15 protein-coding genes are annotated in these 17,074 nt (G+C 30.6%); 5 read left to right on the top strand and 10 right to left on the bottom strand.

Going from position 1 to position 17,074, the window contains the following annotated elements; genetic code table 11:
• Positions 1-348 precede the first annotated feature (348 nt).
• The 10 genes from BN3265_RS00025 to BN3265_RS00070 all read right to left on the bottom strand — a co-directional run bounded on the left by BN3265_RS00025 (position 349) and on the right by BN3265_RS00070 (position 10,700).
• Positions 349-1,668 (bottom strand): glutathionylspermidine synthase family protein, encoded by a 1,320-nt coding sequence (locus tag BN3265_RS00025; protein WP_058989553.1) that lies wholly within the window; start codon positions 1,666-1,668, stop codon positions 349-351.
• An 18-nt stretch (positions 1,669-1,686) separates the two neighbouring features.
• Positions 1,687-1,911, bottom strand: coding sequence for a DUF951 domain-containing protein (locus tag BN3265_RS00030; RefSeq protein WP_049689943.1), 225 nt, complete (start codon positions 1,909-1,911; stop codon positions 1,687-1,689).
• A complete protein-coding gene (locus BN3265_RS00035) occupies positions 1,898-2,773 on the bottom strand; it encodes a mechanosensitive ion channel family protein (RefSeq protein WP_058989554.1) in 876 nt (291 codons plus the stop codon). Before BN3265_RS00035 ends, BN3265_RS00030 begins: the two co-directional genes overlap by 14 nt.
• Entirely contained in the window at positions 2,774-3,283 is a 510-nt protein-coding gene (locus BN3265_RS00040; protein WP_058989555.1) for an SGNH/GDSL hydrolase family protein, read from the bottom strand.
• Complete coding sequence (locus tag BN3265_RS00045) at positions 3,283-5,274, bottom strand: alpha-amylase family glycosyl hydrolase (protein ID WP_058989556.1); 1,992 nt, start codon at positions 5,272-5,274, stop codon at positions 3,283-3,285. The genes BN3265_RS00040 and BN3265_RS00045 overlap by 1 nt, the downstream gene beginning before the upstream one ends.
• Before the next feature lie 37 nt (positions 5,275-5,311).
• Entirely contained in the window at positions 5,312-7,372 is a 2,061-nt protein-coding gene (fusA, locus tag BN3265_RS00050; RefSeq protein ID WP_058989557.1) for an elongation factor G, read from the bottom strand.
• 201 nt (positions 7,373-7,573) lie between these two features.
• Positions 7,574-7,942 carry a DUF956 family protein gene (locus BN3265_RS00055; protein WP_058989558.1) on the bottom strand — a complete coding sequence of 123 codons (369 nt, stop codon included), beginning with the start codon at positions 7,940-7,942 and terminating at the stop codon, positions 7,574-7,576.
• Positions 7,942-8,871, bottom strand: a complete 930-nt coding sequence (locus BN3265_RS00060) for a PTS system mannose/fructose/sorbose family transporter subunit IID (protein WP_058989559.1) — start codon at positions 8,869-8,871, stop codon at positions 7,942-7,944. Before BN3265_RS00060 ends, BN3265_RS00055 begins: the two co-directional genes overlap by 1 nt.
• Positions 8,872-8,879: 8 nt before the next feature.
• Positions 8,880-9,689 carry a PTS mannose/fructose/sorbose transporter subunit IIC gene (locus BN3265_RS00065; RefSeq protein WP_058989560.1) on the bottom strand — a complete coding sequence of 270 codons (810 nt, stop codon included), beginning with the start codon at positions 9,687-9,689 and terminating at the stop codon, positions 8,880-8,882.
• A 9-nt stretch (positions 9,690-9,698) separates the two neighbouring features.
• Complete coding sequence (locus BN3265_RS00070) at positions 9,699-10,700, bottom strand: PTS sugar transporter subunit IIB (protein WP_058989561.1); 1,002 nt, start codon at positions 10,698-10,700, stop codon at positions 9,699-9,701.
• 164 nt (positions 10,701-10,864) lie between these two features.
• On the opposite strand from BN3265_RS00070, the gene BN3265_RS00075 reads away from it, so the two are divergent.
• The 5 genes from BN3265_RS00075 to BN3265_RS00095 all read left to right on the top strand — a co-directional run bounded on the left by BN3265_RS00075 (position 10,865) and on the right by BN3265_RS00095 (position 16,771).
• Positions 10,865-13,723, top strand: a complete 2,859-nt coding sequence (locus tag BN3265_RS00075; RefSeq protein ID WP_058989562.1) for an insulinase family protein — start codon at positions 10,865-10,867, stop codon at positions 13,721-13,723.
• 113 nt (positions 13,724-13,836) lie between these two features.
• A complete protein-coding gene (locus BN3265_RS00080; RefSeq protein ID WP_058989563.1) occupies positions 13,837-14,961 on the top strand; it encodes a 5-bromo-4-chloroindolyl phosphate hydrolysis family protein in 1,125 nt (374 codons plus the stop codon).
• A complete protein-coding gene (locus BN3265_RS00085) occupies positions 14,954-16,060 on the top strand; it encodes a toxic anion resistance protein (protein WP_058989564.1) in 1,107 nt (368 codons plus the stop codon). The genes BN3265_RS00080 and BN3265_RS00085 overlap by 8 nt, the downstream gene beginning before the upstream one ends.
• 9 nt (positions 16,061-16,069) lie before the next feature.
• Positions 16,070-16,330, top strand: a complete 261-nt coding sequence (locus tag BN3265_RS00090) for a hypothetical protein (RefSeq protein ID WP_004812605.1) — start codon at positions 16,070-16,072, stop codon at positions 16,328-16,330.
• 231 nt (positions 16,331-16,561) lie between these two features.
• A complete protein-coding gene (locus tag BN3265_RS00095; RefSeq protein ID WP_058989565.1) occupies positions 16,562-16,771 on the top strand; it encodes a TOBE domain-containing protein in 210 nt (69 codons plus the stop codon).
• The last annotated feature ends 303 nt before the right edge of the window (positions 16,772-17,074 follow it).

Here is a 17,074-nt window from a genome sequence, read left to right on the forward strand (position 1 = left end):
TTTTCGTTTGGTCTCAAAGTTATTAACTTTGTAGTAGTATTTATTTGTTTTTAAAGGTTCTTTGTCAGTTGTTGCTGACTATTTAAGTCTACCACCTTTTTTTTCGCTTGTCAAGTTTTTTTGTAAATATTTTTCTTTTTATTTACTTTTCTCGACTGCTTTTCTGGTGTCGACTTTTTTATTATATCTCGTTTATTTTTATTGTCAAGTTTTTTTGAAAAGTTTTTTGAATTTTTTTCTCAATCTTCTTTCTCTTTTGACTTAAACGAGTTAAAAAAATATAGCTGTCTCAAACAGCTATATTAGTATATTATTATTTTTTTATTTTGTCAAATATTTTTTTATTTTTTATTTTTCTTTTATTTTTAGGGAACTTACTACGTAATATTCTCTTGCTGAGCTTATTAGTGCTGCGTTTCCTATCCTCATATATGGGGCTATAAATTTTTTATTGTAGGCAAATAAGCCTGTTACGTAGGAAAAATTTTCTAATTTTGCTTCTTTTTCTTCCATTTTTATAAATTTCATAGGTTCTACTGTGTAATATTCTTGATATATATAGTCTTTATTTTTTATTTCTTCTAATATTTGTATAAATTCTTCTTTTGTGTGTTCTTTTCCTACGTATATTCCGTGTGAGGCATAGCCTTGGATTGGTTTTAGGATGTATTTGTCTTTGTTTTCTATTAATTTTTCTTTATCTTTTTGATAATTTAATTTTTCTGTGTATGGTATGTGGTTTTTTATAAATTCATTTTCTTTTTCTGATAGGATTTTTTGACTTTCTTCGAGCCTTAGGATTCTAAATATATCTTTTGTGTAAAAAAGTGTGGACCTAAATGAGCCTATGCTTATTATTTCATCGTTTAGATAGGAATCTATTAGATTTTTTCCTATGTTTTGATTTTCTATTAGATCACTTGTTACAAGTCTTCTGTATACAAGGTCTATTTTCATATCTTCTATATATAGGCCATTATTTTTTCTTTCTAAATCTTTTAGATTTGCAATTTTGCAATTGTGACCTCTTTTTTGGAATAGTTTTTTTATGGTTTCAAATTCTATATTGTCAAATTCTATTATGTCGACTATGGCTATGTTTATTTTTTCTTTTTTGCCCTTTATTGAAAAATATAAATCTTCTATTGAATCTACTAGGGTTTCTAGAAGATCGATGTGGTCTATTTGGTATTTTTCTTCTAATTTTTTTATGGCTTTTGAATTTTTCATCAAATCTGCTAGAGACTTATCTTCTAGCATGGCGGATGAACCGTCTGTGTTTAGTTCGCAAAATTTGTAGTCTTTTTTGCCATCATACATAACGTCAAATCTTGCTATTGGTGTTGAGATATCATAGCCTGGATCTTTTAGAATTAATTTTTCTGTCAAAGGATCTAGGTCAAATAATTTTCTGTAATTTTCGTTTTCTACATATTCTCTGGTAACTTTTTCTACTATAGACATAAAGATATTTATCATTTCATCGTAGAGTTTGAAATCTTTTTTGTCATAAAAATATGCATCATACAAGGTAGGAAGTTCTTCTTCCTTGTAGGTTGCACCGTATTCTTTTCTTTTTTCGAGTATTTTTTCGAAATCTTTTCTATATTCTTGATAATTTTTATTTAATATTTTTTCATAATCTTTCTTTATTTTATCGTTTATCATTAATTCCTTTTTTCTCCTCTAGTCTTCTGGGTTGTAATTTACTATCGATACAAATTTTCCGTTTTTATCTTGTATTTTTCTAACCCTCTTGTCAAAGTCTGTTCTTTTTAGCCAAACTAATTTATCACAGCCTAAACACCTAAGTTTCATGTCAGCTCCCATTCTTTCAATCTTCCATTTGTTTTCTCCGCATGGATGGGGCTTTTTTAGACTTACTATGTCGTTTAATTTATATTTTTTCATAAATTTCCTCTTCTAATAAACTGCTTTTTATATTTCTTTTTTCCATTTCAATTTTTATTAGCTCTCTTACTTTTCTTGAAATCTCCCACTGAGTTCCTATTTTTACCAAGGATGTTACCCTTACCTTGTAGGAGAAGTCTTTGAATTCTGTTATTTCAAAAAAACTTAAGTCTTCTATGAAGGCTTTTTTATATTTTGGCATACTTTTTATTTTTTGGGACACTGCCTCAATCATTTCTTTTACATCTTCTAGTTTTGTATCGTTTGATACGCAAAAATATGCCTCGCTTTTTTGGGCTCCCCTGTTATAGTTTTGAACATTTGTTATGTTTGAGTTTGGAATTATGTGAAGAGATCCGTTGTAATCTCTAATTTTTGTAATTCTGAGGTTTACTTCTTCTACAGTTCCTTCAACTCCCGAACAAGCAACCCATTCTCCAACTCTTAGTTTATCGTCAAAAATTATTAAAACCCCTTTTACAAAATCCGCTATCAAAGTTTGGGCACCAAGAGCTATGGCGATACCACCTATTCCAGCTGTTGCAATTAGGCTTGATGTGTTTATTCCAAATATATCCAAAATCATAGTTATAGCAATAAAGATTATTATTATCCTTATTACAGAATAAAAAATTCTTGATAGGGTTTCTAATTTAGCTGGATTTCTCTTTAATTTATTTTTGTTACTATTTAAAAATTTCCTTATTATCTTATGAACTAATTTAAGGCTAACAAAGCATAAAACCAAGACAATTAAAACAGAAATTATATTTATAGCAAGTTTATTTCGCATAAAATCAGGTAAAAAGGAGCTTTTTGCGACCATTTTATCAATTTTTTCTATATCTTCTAACTCGTTCATCTAATCATCCTTTATAATTTTTATAATTTCATCGGCAAGCTTTTTGTGAAAAATTTCGCCCATATGAAGACCATCTAGGTAGGATGGTTTTATTTTTCTTCCGTCAACTATCAAAGAATCTAATTTCAAAAGTTTTTGGGCAAAATCATTTATTTTTTCATTAACGTATCCATAGATTGGATAGGCCTCTTCCTCCTCAATTAGGGGTGGAATAATTATGATATTTTTTCTTGCAGCCGATAAATCTAGTATACTTTTGACATTTGAATATGCAAGATTGACGCTTACTCCATTTAAAAAGTCATTTGACCCACCAAAAATTATTAAATAATCAATACCTACATATTTATTTTTATTTTTTTCATACCTTCTAACCATATCATCTGTTGTAGATCCATTTATGCCAAAATTTATAACTTCAAAACCCGCCTTAGTTAAAAAGCGGGTGTAATTATTGCATTCTACAAAATAACCTTGGGTAAAGGAATCTCCAAGAGCAAGTATTCTCATTAATCTACCTTCTTTAATGCAAGGGCTGTTCTTGATGGGATATAAATTTCAATTCCATCGTAGTCAGTATTTTCTAAATTTTTGGATTCATAAATAAAATCTTTCGAAATCCTACCAAGTCCACCAAATTCTTCATCATCTGTATCAAGAATCACCTTAAATTTTCCCTTATCGTGGATTGGTACTTGGAAAGAATCGTAGGAATTTTGTGGGTGGAAGTTGAAAATATAAACTATATCCTTATTTCTGTAGGCTATAACTTTTCTGTCATTATCAAGCCAGAGCCTAAAAATATCATTTCCTAATTGCTTGTTTTCCATAATTTGATCAAGCATTTTTCCATCCCATTTTAAGAGCCAATCATATTTTAATAGGTCATTATCTGCCAAAGACCACAAACGTCTTGCATAATGGAAAGAATAATTGTTTCCTTCACGAGGAAAATCTATCCATTCAGGATGACCAAATTCATTGCCCATAAAATTCAAATATCCTTCAGCTCCCATAGAAATTGTAATCCACCTAATCATTTTGTGAAGGGCAATAGCCCTATCAATTACAATATTATGGGTTTTCTTTTCCATATCCCAATACATGGCAGAATCTGCTAATCTAAAAATTGTAGTTTTTGACCCAACTAGGGCTTGGTCGTGACTTTCTACATAAGAAATTCTTTTTTCTTCTGGCCTGTAGGTTGAAAGTTCATACCACATTCTTCCCATGTCCCAATCTTCGTCACGTTTTTCTAGAGCTTTTTCCCAAAAATCTGGCATACCCATAGCAAGTCTATAATCAAAACCAATTCCACCATATTTTATTGGAAGACACATTCCAGGCATAGCCGACATATCTTCAGCTATGGTTATGGCATTTTTCTTAACTTCCCTAATAAGTTCATTGGCAAGTTGAAGGTAGTTTATAGCTTCAATATCTGTATTCATAGAAAAGTATTTTGAATAATTGTCAAAATTCTCGCCTCTTCCATGATTTTTATAAATCATAGAAGTTACCCCATCAAATCTAAAACCATCAAAGTGGTATTCTTCTAGCCAATATTTTATATTTGAAAGAAGAAAATGGCATACTCCAGGTTTGTGATAATCAAAGAGTTTTGAATCCCAATCAGGATGGTTTCCCTCATCTCCTTCATGGAAAAATTGGTACTCTGTCCCATCAAAAAGATTTATTCCCTCAATTGTATTTTTAACTGAGTGAGAATGAACCAAATCCATTATTACATTTAGACCCATTTCGTGAGCCTTGTTTATCAAGGATTTTAAATCATCATTTTCTCCATACCAAGAAGATGGAGCAAAGAAATTTGAAACTTGGTAGCCAAAAGATCCATAATATGGATGTTCAGCTATAGCCATAAGTTGGATTGTGTTGTATCCTTCCTTTTTAATTCTTGGAAGTATATTTTTTTCAAAATCTTTATAAGATCCAACCTCTTCTTTTTCTCCAGCCATACCAATATGGGCCTCATAGATTAGAAGATCTTGGTTTTTAATTTTAAATTTTTCGTCAGTCCACTTAAATTTTTTCCTAGGATTTTCTAAGATTGCAGAAAAATCGAGATTCTCATCTCTTTTTACGCTTCTTGCAAAAAGAGGAATCCTATCTTGGAAACTATCGCCATAATCAACCATAACTTTTAGTCTTGATTTGTGAGGAATGGTCCTAATACCCTTTATAAAAATTTCCCAATCCTCATCGTTGATTTTTTTGAGGGGATGAGCATGTCTATCCCAATTATTAAAATCTCCAATTAGGTAAAGTCCCTTAGCATTTGGGGCCCATTCCCTATAAATCCAGCCAGTTTTCACCTTGTGAAAGCCATAATACTCGTGGGCATTGGCAAAATCTTTTAACTTTTCGCCTTTTTTCAAAAGTCTAGCCTTTTGTTTTTTATATTCATCCATCCTAAGATTTATATCATTTTTATAATCCTTAATCCAAGGATCAATTTCCAAAATCTTCCAATCTTTCATTATTTGCCCCTTTTCTATATAATTTTTACTACAAATTTTATTCTTTCTTATTAGCCTCAACTATCTTTTCAGTTAAATCCTTTGGAACTTCTTCATATTTTTCAAATTCCATTGAGAAAGATCCACGAGCCTGTGTCATTGATCTCAAATCTATTGAATATGTTAAAACTTCACTTTCTGGAGCGAGTGCTGAAATTATTTGTGAGCCATCTTCTTGTGGTTCCATGCCCAAAATTTTTCCACGTCTTTTGTTCATATCTCCCATAACATCGCCCATGTATTTTTCATCAACCCTAATTTCAAGTTTCATTATAGGTTCAAGAAGGATTGGTTTTGCTTCAACAATTCCTTTTTTGAAAGCAAGTCTTGCAGCAGATTTGAAGGCTTGTTCGTTTGAATCTACTGGGTGATAAGATCCATCGTATAAAGTAGCCTTTATTCCAACAACCTTGTATCCTGCAAGAGGACCTTCATCCATTGAATCTCTTAAGCCCTTTTCTACAGCTGGGAAGTAGTTTTTAGGAACTGCTCCACCAAATACCTCTTCATCAAAAACAAATTCTTCATCACAAGGTTCAAATCTAATAAATACGTCACCATATTGACCCGCACCACCAGATTGTTTTTTGTGTTTACCTTGAACATCAGATTTACCCTTAATGGTTTCTCTGTAAGGAATTTTTAGGTCAACAACTTTTGTATTAACAGAATAATTTTCTTTTAATTTATCCATCAAAACTTCAAGTTGAACATTGCCAAGTCCTGCCAAAACTTCTTGGTGAGTTTCAGCATCTCTTCTATCCTCAAAAGTAGGATCTTCTTCAGATAATTTCTTCAAAGCAGCTGAGATTTTATCCTCATCATTTTTACTTTCAGCTTCAATTGCATAATATAAAACAGGTTTTGGATATTTAATTTTCTTGTATTCAATAGGATTGTCTTTTGTGCACAAAGAATCTCCAGTTTGAAGACTTTCTTGTTTAGAAAATGCTCCAATATCTCCAGCAACGATTCTTTCTGTTTTAAATTGGTCTTTTCCTCTTAAGTAGAAAATATTTGAAGCCTTAAATTCCTTGTCCTTACTTATATCATAGAAAGTTTGATCTTTCTTAATAGATCCAGATAAAACCTTAAAAATTGAAATTTTACCCAAAAATGGATCAGCGATTGTTTTAAAAACTACAGCAGAAAAAGGTGCATCTTCGCTTACTTCGAAAGATTCATACTCATCTTTAACCCTAAAACCAATATTAGCTTCTGCATGGTCTGGAGATGGCATATATTTTGTGATAATATCCATCAATAAGTCAAGTCCAATTTTTTTATCCAAACTACCAGCAACAAGAGGAACAGCGCTACCATTAATAATAGCCTTTCTAAATCCTTCTTTAAATTCCTCTTCAGTGAAACTTTCACCAGAGAAATATTTATCCATAAGTTCATCATCACTTTCAGCAACAACTTCTTGGATTTCCTCATAAACCGCATTTACTTCTTCAAGTCTAATTTCAGGTATTTCGACCTCTTCGGCTTTACCGTCAACATATTTAAAAGCTTTTTTATCTATAACATCGATCAAACCTTCAAAGTTTTCCCCTTCACCAAGGGTTAAGGTTAGTGGGATTATTTTTTTGGAGAAATCTATGTGTAGGTCACTAACTACTTGGTTGAATTTAGCATTTTCTTTGTCTAATTTATTAACAAAAATAATTCTAGGCAAAGAAATATTTTCAGTATATTTCCAATATTTTTCAGTTCCTACTTCGATTCCATTTTCTCCATCAATTACAAACAAAGCTGACTCACTTGCTCTAAGGGCATTTAATACCTCTCCTTCAAAGTCAAAAAATCCAGGAGCATCGATAAAGTTTACCTTGTAGTCATTATATTCAACAGGAACTATTGAAGTTTGGATAGAAATTTTTCTTTTAATTTCTTGTTTTTCATAGTCAGATACGGTATTTCCATCTGCTACTTTTCCAACCCTATCAATAGCCTTGGTAAAATATAGTAAAGATTCAGTCAAGGAAGTTTTTCCTGCTCCTGAATGCCCTACTAAAGCTAAGTTCCTCAATTTGTTTGTTTTATAATCTTTCATAATAAAATAACCTCCGTTTTGTCGATGAAAACATTTTTTCATTCTATGTATATTTATATACCCATTTTATTAAATTAACTAAAAATTTTTTATCAAAATTAAATAATTTATTTTTGCAAATATTTTCATTGTTAAATACAAAGGTAAACTTATTATTAAAATATCAAATTATAATAAAAAAGACTTGGAAAAAATCCAAGCCTATTTTTTAATTAAATTTTTAATACCTCTTTTTATTACCTCAAAAAATGATAAAGACCTTCTCAATTTATTTGAATCAATATAATTATTTAAAGCTCTCAAAGTTTTTTTATTATCCTTTGTTGTAAAAATAAAATTGCCACTTTCTTTTGTATGAATTGCAAATCTATTTATTTTTTTGCCAAATAAAACTGACGCACTCACAAAAGAAATTTCCTTGTAGGGAATTTGTACGTAGTCATCAATATTTTTTTCATTATAAAATTCAAAGGCCTCATCGCCTATCATTATATTTCCATCTGAGGTAAATCCATTAAGGCATCTAGCTTTAATGGATAAGTCTACTTTTTTGTTTTGGCTTTGAACCATTACATAATTCCAAGTACAGATGCAATTATTCCTATTACAAATAGGGCTACGATTATAGCGATTGGTGATACATTTTTCTTTAGTAATTTACAAATTCCAAGTGTAAGTAGCATTGGAACAAGTCCTGGTATTAATTGGTTTAAGTTATCTTGAAGTGTTGTAACTTTTACTTGATCAAGTCCTGCTGATCCTAATTGATCATAAAGTTTGAAGGCTTCTTGAAGTCCCTTGCTTCCGCTTGATAAAGAATTCCAATCAATAAAAGATCCTGCTTGTTGAGTTACTTCTGATACGTTTACAGTAAATGTTACATTTACCCATCTTTGTACCAAAGCTCCAACTATAAACATACCAACAATTGATGCAACCAAGTTTACTTTTCCTAAAAGTCCACCAGATAAATCTTTTGTAATTTCATTTCCTACTTTGTAACCAAATTCTTGAGTTTTCCACTCAAATAACATTCTTATAATATTCCAAAATACAAAAAATAAAATTGGTCCAATAATATTTCCTGTTAAAGCCATTGATGCACCAAGAGCTCCAAGTATTGGTCTTGCTGTAAACCAGAAAACTGGATCACCAACACCTGCCAAAGGTCCCATCATTCCTACCTTAACAGAGTTTATTGTTTTATCTTCAATAGGAGCTCCATTTGCTTTTTCTTCTTCCATAGCAAGAGTAACTCCCATTACTGGGCTTGAAAGATATGGGTGAGTATTATAAAACTCCAAGTGTCTTCTTAAAGCAGCTTTTCTGTCTTCTTCTGATTTGTATAATTTTTTGATAGCAGGAATTATTGAATAACACCAACCACCATTTTGCATACGTTCATAATTCCAAGAACCTTGTAGGAGTTGATGACGATTAAATACTTTTATCCTATCAGATCTTGATAATTCTATTCTTTTTTCATTTACTTCAGTCATATTTCCTCCTAATAATCATTTATAATATCGCCAAGTGGATCTCCAGTATTATTTGATCCATTTGATGAAGATGATTCTTTAAGTTTTAAATAGATAAGTGCAAGTGAAAATCCTACTACACCAAGTCCGATTAGAGTTAGTTGTGGGATTGCTGCAACTGCAAAACCAATTGCAAAAAATGGCCATGTTTCTTTTGTACTCATCATATTAATTACCATTGCATAACCTACTGCTGCAACCATTCCTCCACCTACTTCCATACCATGAGTTAACCAATCTGGCATAGAATTTAAAACGCCTGTTACAACTTTTGGTGAAACAAAACAAAGTGCTGCTGCAGGAACTGCTATCCTAAGTCCTTGCATCAAAACTGCAAGTATATGAAGAACTTCAATTTTTCTGAAATTTCCTTCTTCAGCTGCTGCATCCATTCCATGAACTATAGGAATTGATAAAGTTCTTGCTATCATTGTTAAAAATAGACCAGCTACTGAAAGTGGAATTGCAACTGCAATTGATGTGTTGATTGCGTTATTTACATTTCCTGTTCCATCTTGTAGAGCTAAAACCATAATTATAGCACTTGCTACTGATGCCAAAGCCGCATCTGGAGCTACTGCTGCTCCAACATTTGCCCAACCAAGAGCAATCATTTGAAGAGCACCACCAAGCATAATTCCTTCTTTTAAATGTCCACTTACAAGTCCAATCAAAGTACAAGCAACGATTGGTTGGTGAAATTGGAATTGGTCTAGGATTCCTTCCATACCTGCAAGTAGAGCAACTATAACAATTAAAATAATACTAATTGCTGACATAATTCCTCCTTAAGCCAAACCAAGTTCTGATTTTGCTTTTTTCATAATATTTGTAAAATTTTCAGGCTGATTTGCTGGAACTTTTCTTACGTCGATTTTTATTCCCTTATCGAGTAATTTTTCAAAAGTTTCAACATCTTCCTTGCCCATTGAAACCGTAGAAGTTACATAGGCCTTTCCTTGTGAGTGAGCCATAGATCCAAGATTTATTTCTTTTAAATCTGCACCTTTTTCGATAAGCTCAAGAGCATCTTCTGGTGTTTCAAATAATAACATTGCCCTTGTGTCTCCAAAACGTGGATCTTTGAAAATCTCTGCCATTTTCCATATTGGCACAACGTGAGCCCTTACTCCAGGAGGTGCAGCCTCCATTATCATTGACTTACGCAAAGCATCCTCACTTACATTGTCACTTACAACAATAATTCTTGATGGATTTGTTGCTTTTGTCCAACTTGTTGCAACTTGTCCATGAAGTAATCTTGTATCAATCCTTGCAAGAACAACATCAATTTTTCCATCTCCAATTACAGTTCCTTCTGGAATTGATCCAGTGTGTTTTGGAAGATTTTCTTTTGCTTCATCTTTTGCATTAGACTTATTGTAGTCGTCCATCAAGGATTCTGGTTTAGTTTTTACTCCTTCTTTGGCAGGCTCTAATAATAATTTTGCAAGATCATGTGATTTTTCTTCCATTAATCTTGAGCCAAGTGCCTCAATTAGCATGGGTAAATTTAGTCCGGTAAGAACTGCCCACTTTTCTTCGTTTCCATCCATAAGAGCTGAAACTTGATTAAAAGGTGTTCCGCCCCAAAGGTCAACCAAGAAAAGTATTTCTTCACAATCAAGTTTTTTGATTTTTTCTTCAAGTTCTGCCCTTAAATCATCAGGACCCATTGAAGGTAAGAGAACTGCTGTTTCAAGTTTTTCTTGTTCTCCAAAAATCATTTCACCAGATTGTCTTATACCTTGAGCAAATTCGCCGTGACTTGCCAGTATAATACCTATCATTTACTTCCCTCCTTAATTAAATTGATTTATTTTATAAACCTATTCTAATTCTACACTATTTTTTGAAAATTTTTAAATAATTTTTTAATTGATTTTTCTATTAATGAGATAAAATTTGTTTAAGAGTATAGTTGTATTAATAAATATAATGAAAGGATTTATTGATGGAAAAATATATTTTAATAAAAAATAAAAAATATGAAAATCTTGGTCTTGATGTTTTTTTGTATGAGCACAAAAAATCTGGAGCAAGAATTAATTATATAAAAACTGATGACAAAAATAAAACTTTTGCAATTGCTTTTAAAACTCCCCCAGAATCTTCCAAGGGAATTTCCCATATTTTGGAACATTCTGTTTTAAATGGTTCAAAAAAATATAGGACCAAAGAACCTTTTATGGATATGATTTCCTCAAGTCTTCAAACTTTTTTAAATGCAATGACCTATCCTGATAAAACTGTTTATCCAGTAGCAAGCGAAAATGACAAGGACTTTTTTAACCTTCAAGATGTTTATTTGGATGCTGTTTTTAATCCAAGAGTTTTAAATAAGGAAGAAATTTTCTTACAAGAAGGAAAGTCTATAAAAATTGATGAAAATGGAAAATTTTCTGTATCTGGAGTTGTTTACAATGAAATGAAGGGAGCAACTACAAATCCTGATACTATTATTATAAATGAAATAAATAAATATCTTTACAAAAACTCCTGCTACCAATATGTCTCAGGTGGAAATCCCTACGATATTTCAAAATTATCATACGAAGAATTTTTGGATTTTTATAAAAGATTTTACCACCCATCAAATGCAGAAATTTTTTATTATGGGGATATGGAGATTGGGAAATATTTAGAAAATCTTGATGAAGAATACTTATCCCATTATGAGAAAAAAGAAATTGTAGCTGATTGTAAGGTTAGTGAAAATTATTATGATAAACCAATTTTTACATCTTTCCAATCAAACAATGAGGATAAAAATAAATCTTATCTCACCTATTCATTTTTGACAAATAAAAGAGCAGATATAAAAGAACAACTGGCAAATGCAATCTTATCAATTGCCCTTTTTAATTCGGATTCATCTGAAATTTCCCAAAGAATTTACAAGGAAATTTCTCCTGAAAGTTTTTATGCAAGGACTGGCTACGGCGAAAGATCTTCAATTCAAATTACAGCCCAAGGAACATCTTTTGAAAACTTAGATAAATTTATTGAAATAATTGAAGAAGAGCTTGAAAAATACGCAAACCATATTCCAAAAGATTCCCTAAGAGCTGCCCACGCCCTTTTTGATTTTTCCCAAAGAGATCAAATAAATTCAGCCTCAAAAGGAATTGAATATATACTCATGCACAATTTGGACAATGAAATTTTTGATAGCCTAAATTTGATTGACTATATAAACGAATTGGGAGATTTGATTGAAAGTGATTATTTTGAAAAACAAGTTAGGAAATATTTTATTAATAACAAGACTAAACTAGTTCTTGTGGCAAAGCCAGATAAGGATTATTTTAAAAATATTGAAGAAAAAATCGATGAGGATTTAGAAAATTTGAAAAAATCATTGTCAAATGATCAAATCGAAGAATTAAAGAAAAAGGAAGAAAATTTAAAAGCCTTCCAAGAAAAAGAAGATTCAAAAGAAGATAAGGCCACAATTCCAACTCTTGAAATTAGCGATGTAGACCTTGATATCGAGAAAGTTCCAAGAAAAATCGAGGATGATGATTTCAAATTTATCTACCACAAGCTTGATAGCGCAGGGATGATTTACAATGAATTTTTCTTTGACGTAAATCACATGGGCCTTGAAAATCTCAAATACCTTTGCCTAATTTCAGATTTTTTGGGATCAATTGATACAAAAATCCATTCCTACCAAAAATTGGATGATTTAATTCCTATAAATATGGCAGGACTTAATTTCACCATTCAAAATATAAAAAATAAGGACGGGGAAATTAATAATTTTATTAAAATTTCCTTTAAAACCACCCTTGATAGGTACGAAAAATCCCTACTTCTTATAAAAGAGATTATGAATGAATCTGTTTTTAATGATGAAAAAAGAATTAAGGATATTTTAAAACAAATTAAGGCCTTGTTTGAAATGAATATGTATGATTCTGGTCATAGCCTTGCCCTTACTCGTTCTTTTTCACATTTTGATAAACTTTCATACATCAAAGACGAGCTAAATGGCTTTGGATATCATGAATTTATAAAGAAAATCGCAAGGGATGTAGAAGAAGATTTCAATAGTTTTATGGAGAAATTAGAAAGTCTTTATAAAGAAATTTTTTCAAAAAATCTTTATATAAATATTACAGGATCAAATGAAGATTATAAAAAAGTTAAGGCTTATATAAAGAAAGAATTTTCAGACCTTGAAAAAATAGAAAAAGAAAAAGCTCAAATTGATTTTCAAAAGTCTTATTATAAGGAAGGAATTTTATCTGATGCAAATGTAAATTATGTGTCTGTGGGTGGAGATTTAAAAGAATTTTCCGATAAAAAATTAAATCTATTTGTCCTTTCTTCATCTATTATTTCAAATCCCTACCTTCACGATTTAATTCGTGCAAAAGGTGGAGCTTATGGGGCAGGTCTTATGGTTGATAAGTATGGAAATATTGGAACATATTCTTACAGGGACCCTCACATAAAAAAAACTGTGGAAAGTTATAAAAAAATCCCTAAGATTTTGGAAAATTTGAAACTTGATTCAAATGATTTGAAAAACCAAAAAATTTCAAAAATGGGTTCATATTTAAAACCTCAATCTCTTCAAGCCAAGGCTTCTTTGGATTTTTTAAGATATTTGCAAGGATTTTCTTATAAAGAGCTTGAAGAAAAACTTCTTGATATAAAAAATGCCAGCTTAGATGATATAATTGATTTGAAAGATGATTACAAAAATATTTTGGACAAAAACAATCTTACAGTTTTTGGAAATAGAGAAAAAATAAGGGAAAATGAAAATTATTTTGATAAAATTATAGATTTGGATTCTTAAATATTATAATTTTAGTATTAATTTATTTAATTTTTATTATTGTATATTAAATAAATATTAAGATAGTTTTTATAATTTAAATCTTTCGGGTATAATTTTACTAAGGAGTGAATATGACAAATTTTGATAAAGAAAATGAAAAATCTTTGGAAAATAGTCTAAATAAGGCTATTTCTGACATGGATTTTTCTGATATAAGTAATAAGGTAAAAGCCAGTCTTGATGTATTTATTGATAAAACCATGGATTTTATAAATGGAAATCCAGTAAAAAAACCTGCAATCCAAACAAAAAACCCTCAGGTTTGTGCCCAAAAACTTCCTGAAAAAACTAAGGCAGGTTTATTTAAAACAGCTATGGTAATTTCTTTTATTATTGCATTTTCTATGCTAATAGTTTTATTTGCTGATGGATTTGCCTATGATTTTTTTGAAAATTTATTGTTTACAACTTTATTTTCGGTGACCGGATTTTTTACTTTAAAAAAATCTCAACAATTGGATATGATTTCTAAAGATTACACAAGATTTTTAAGAGAGCTTGGTCATAATACTGTAATTCCAATAAGAGATTTGGCATCATCTGTTCAAAAATCTGAAGAAGATACAATAAAAGAGCTAATGTATATGATGGATAAGGGATATTTTAAGCAAGCAAGAATTGTAGAAAATGATTCATTGTTCTTGTTAGATATTCCAACTTTCAAATTATACAAGGACCAAAAAAATCAAATGCCAAATTTGTCTTATGAAGAAAAAAAACAAATAGAAAAAGATGCCCACAAGGATGTAAATATTGAAAAGGCTGAAAATATAATAAAAATTTCAAGCAAGGAAATAAATTCCATAAATCTTGATATTTCAAGGATTAAATCTAGGTCTTTTCTTGAAAAAGTAATAGAGATTAAAAAAACCATAGAAAATATTGTAAATATTATAAAAAGATATCCACAAAAAGCCTATGCTTTGGATAAGTTTATGGATTATTATTTGCCTACAACCGTAAAATTAATCGATGCCTACACAGAATATGAAATTATGAATTCAAACGATCCAAAAATTAAAAATTCTCTTTTTGAAATTGAATCTTCCATAGAAACAATCAACGAGGCTTTTGGAAAAATTCAATTGGAACTAATGGAAGATAGGACAATGGATATAAAAACTGATATAGAAACAATGAAAATTTTATTAAACCAAGAAGGCTATCTAGAAAAAGATTGGAGCAAAAATGAGTGATATTAAATTAAGATTAGATGGAGAAAACGAAGAGGTAGAATTAAAACCTGTCCAATACAAGGAAAAAATTCAAATCGACCAATCAATAAAATTTTCTCCAGAAGAGGAAAAGCAAATCGACGATTTCTCACAAAAAATTGACCTAGAAGATTCAAATATAATTCTCCAATATGGAGTCGGAGCTCAAAAAAAGATTTCAAATTTCTCAGAAAAAACTTTGAATACTGTAAAAAACAAGGATCTTGGAGAAGTCGGAGGGCTTTTGGATAAGGTTGTTTCAGAAATAAAAACAATGGACCAAGACGATAGCGGCATGTTTGGATTTTTTAAAAAGCAAAAATCAAAGCTTGAAAATATGAAATTAAAATACCAATCAACCGAAAAAAACATAGACGAAATCGCCAAAGCCTTGGACAACCATCAAATAACCCTATTAAAAGATATTTCTTTGCTTGATCAAATGTACGAATTAAACGAGGATTATTACAAGGAACTTTCTATGTATATAGAGGCAGGAAATAGAAAGCTCAAAAGAACTTTTGAGGAAGATATACCGGCTCTTGAAAATAAAGCAAAAATATCAAACCTTCCAATGGATGCCCAAAAAGCAAATGATATGAAAGCCCAAGCCAACAGATTTGAGAAAAAATTGCACGATTTAGATTTAACCAGAATGGTTTCAATGCAAATGGCACCACAAATTAGGATGGTTCAATCATCAAACTCAATTATGGCAGAAAAAATCCAAACAACAATTGTAAATACAATTCCTCTTTGGAAAAATCAAATGGTCCTAGCCCTTGGCATGAGCCACACTGAACAAGCCATAAGAGCCCAAGAAGCTGTAACAAATCTTACCAATGATTTGTTAAAATCAAACGCCGACAAATTAAAACAAAATACAATCGACACAGCAAGAGCAACCGAACGCGGTATAATAGATCTTGATACAATAAAATATACAAACGACAGACTAATCGAGGCGATCGATGAAGTAAGAACAATTCAAATCGAAGGAAAGAAAAACAGAGAAGATGCCAAAAACGAACTTGGTCGTCTTGAAGAAGAATTAAAAAGAAATTTATTGAAAAATAGTTAGGAGAAAAAAATGGCAGAAAAAATAGAATTCAAATTTGATACCCAGCTATTAATAGCAGGAGAAGATTTAGACGAAGACGAAATTTTCGATCATATTACAGAAAATTTCGAAGGAGATAGCCTACTTGCAGTAGGAGATGAAGATTTAATAAAAATCCACTTCCACACAAATAAACCTTGGGAAATATTAGAATATGCCCAATCAATCGGAGATATTTTTGATGTGGTTGTAGAAAATATGCAAAGACAAGCAGATGGGTTAAAGGGATAAATATAAAAACAGAAACTTTAAGCTGAAAATATAAAATTTAATCTAATACCAGAGTTATAACTAAATAGCTCTGGTATTTATTTTTTCTTTTATAAATCTAGGAGTATAACTTTTTATTTTAAATTTTTCTTTCTATAATAAATATTAGACCTTGACTAAGTTTTGAAGAAGGTTTTATATTAGAAATTCGGGGTATAATAAATTGGAAAACAAAAATTTAAGGAGGAAATCATGAAAATTTCAGCTAGAAATACAATTAAAGGAAAAGTAGTAGAAATTGTTGAAGGTGCAGTTAACGGAATTGTAAAAATCGATATCGGAAACGGAACAATCATTACCTCATCTATTACAAATAACGCCATCAAAGAACTTGGTCTTGAAAAAGGCAAAGAGGCTTATGCAGTAATTAAAGCAAGCAACGTTATGGTTGCTGTTGACTAGTAATTAAAATATATAAAGCAAGGTCACTAATTAGCTGACCACATAAATTTGTAATAATACCAGAGTTAGAACTAGATAACTCTGGTATTTATTTTTTCCTTGAGATCTCTCGACTCATTTCATTCGCTCGAGATGGGTGATTGTTTGATTTTATTTATGGCTAAAGTTTAGATTTTAATGATTGGTTGATAATTCTATTTAGTTTTTTTTATCTTTAAATTTAACCTATTCCATTAGATTTCTCCACTCGTTTCGCTGAGTCGAGATGGATTTTTGGTTTATTTGATTTTGGCTAAAGTTTAA

The organism is Anaerococcus rubeinfantis (assembly GCF_001487145.1).
Classification (GTDB): Bacteria; Bacillota; Clostridia; order Tissierellales; family Peptoniphilaceae; genus Anaerococcus; species Anaerococcus rubeinfantis.

Bases quoted from the DNA above. Each gene is read 5' to 3' on its own strand.
- BN3265_RS00080 (WP_058989563.1), top strand. From the start codon at position 13,837: ATGACAAATTTTGATAAAGAAAATGAAAAATCTTTGGAAAATAGTCTA.
- BN3265_RS00025 (WP_058989553.1), bottom strand. From the start codon at position 1,668: ATGATAAACGATAAAATAAAGAAAGATTATGAAAAAATATTAAATAAA.
- BN3265_RS00040 (WP_058989555.1), bottom strand. From the start codon at position 3,283: ATGAGAATACTTGCTCTTGGAGATTCCTTTACCCAAGGTTATTTTGTA.
- BN3265_RS00090 (WP_004812605.1), top strand. From the start codon at position 16,070: ATGGCAGAAAAAATAGAATTCAAATTTGATACCCAGCTATTAATAGCA.
- BN3265_RS00060 (WP_058989559.1), bottom strand. From the start codon at position 8,871: ATGACTGAAGTAAATGAAAAAAGAATAGAATTATCAAGATCTGATAGG.
- BN3265_RS00085 (WP_058989564.1), top strand. From the start codon at position 14,954: ATGAGTGATATTAAATTAAGATTAGATGGAGAAAACGAAGAGGTAGAA.
- BN3265_RS00045 (WP_058989556.1), bottom strand. From the start codon at position 5,274: ATGAAAGATTGGAAGATTTTGGAAATTGATCCTTGGATTAAGGATTAT.
- fusA (WP_058989557.1), bottom strand. From the start codon at position 7,372: ATGAAAGATTATAAAACAAACAAATTGAGGAACTTAGCTTTAGTAGGG.
- BN3265_RS00055 (WP_058989558.1), bottom strand. From the start codon at position 7,942: ATGGTTCAAAGCCAAAACAAAAAAGTAGACTTATCCATTAAAGCTAGA.
- BN3265_RS00035 (WP_058989554.1), bottom strand. From the start codon at position 2,773: ATGAACGAGTTAGAAGATATAGAAAAAATTGATAAAATGGTCGCAAAA.
- BN3265_RS00030 (WP_049689943.1), bottom strand. From the start codon at position 1,911: ATGAAAAAATATAAATTAAACGACATAGTAAGTCTAAAAAAGCCCCAT.
- BN3265_RS00070 (WP_058989561.1), bottom strand. From the start codon at position 10,700: ATGATAGGTATTATACTGGCAAGTCACGGCGAATTTGCTCAAGGTATA.
- BN3265_RS00075 (WP_058989562.1), top strand. From the start codon at position 10,865: ATGGAAAAATATATTTTAATAAAAAATAAAAAATATGAAAATCTTGGT.
- BN3265_RS00065 (WP_058989560.1), bottom strand. From the start codon at position 9,689: ATGTCAGCAATTAGTATTATTTTAATTGTTATAGTTGCTCTACTTGCA.
- BN3265_RS00095 (WP_058989565.1), top strand. From the start codon at position 16,562: ATGAAAATTTCAGCTAGAAATACAATTAAAGGAAAAGTAGTAGAAATT.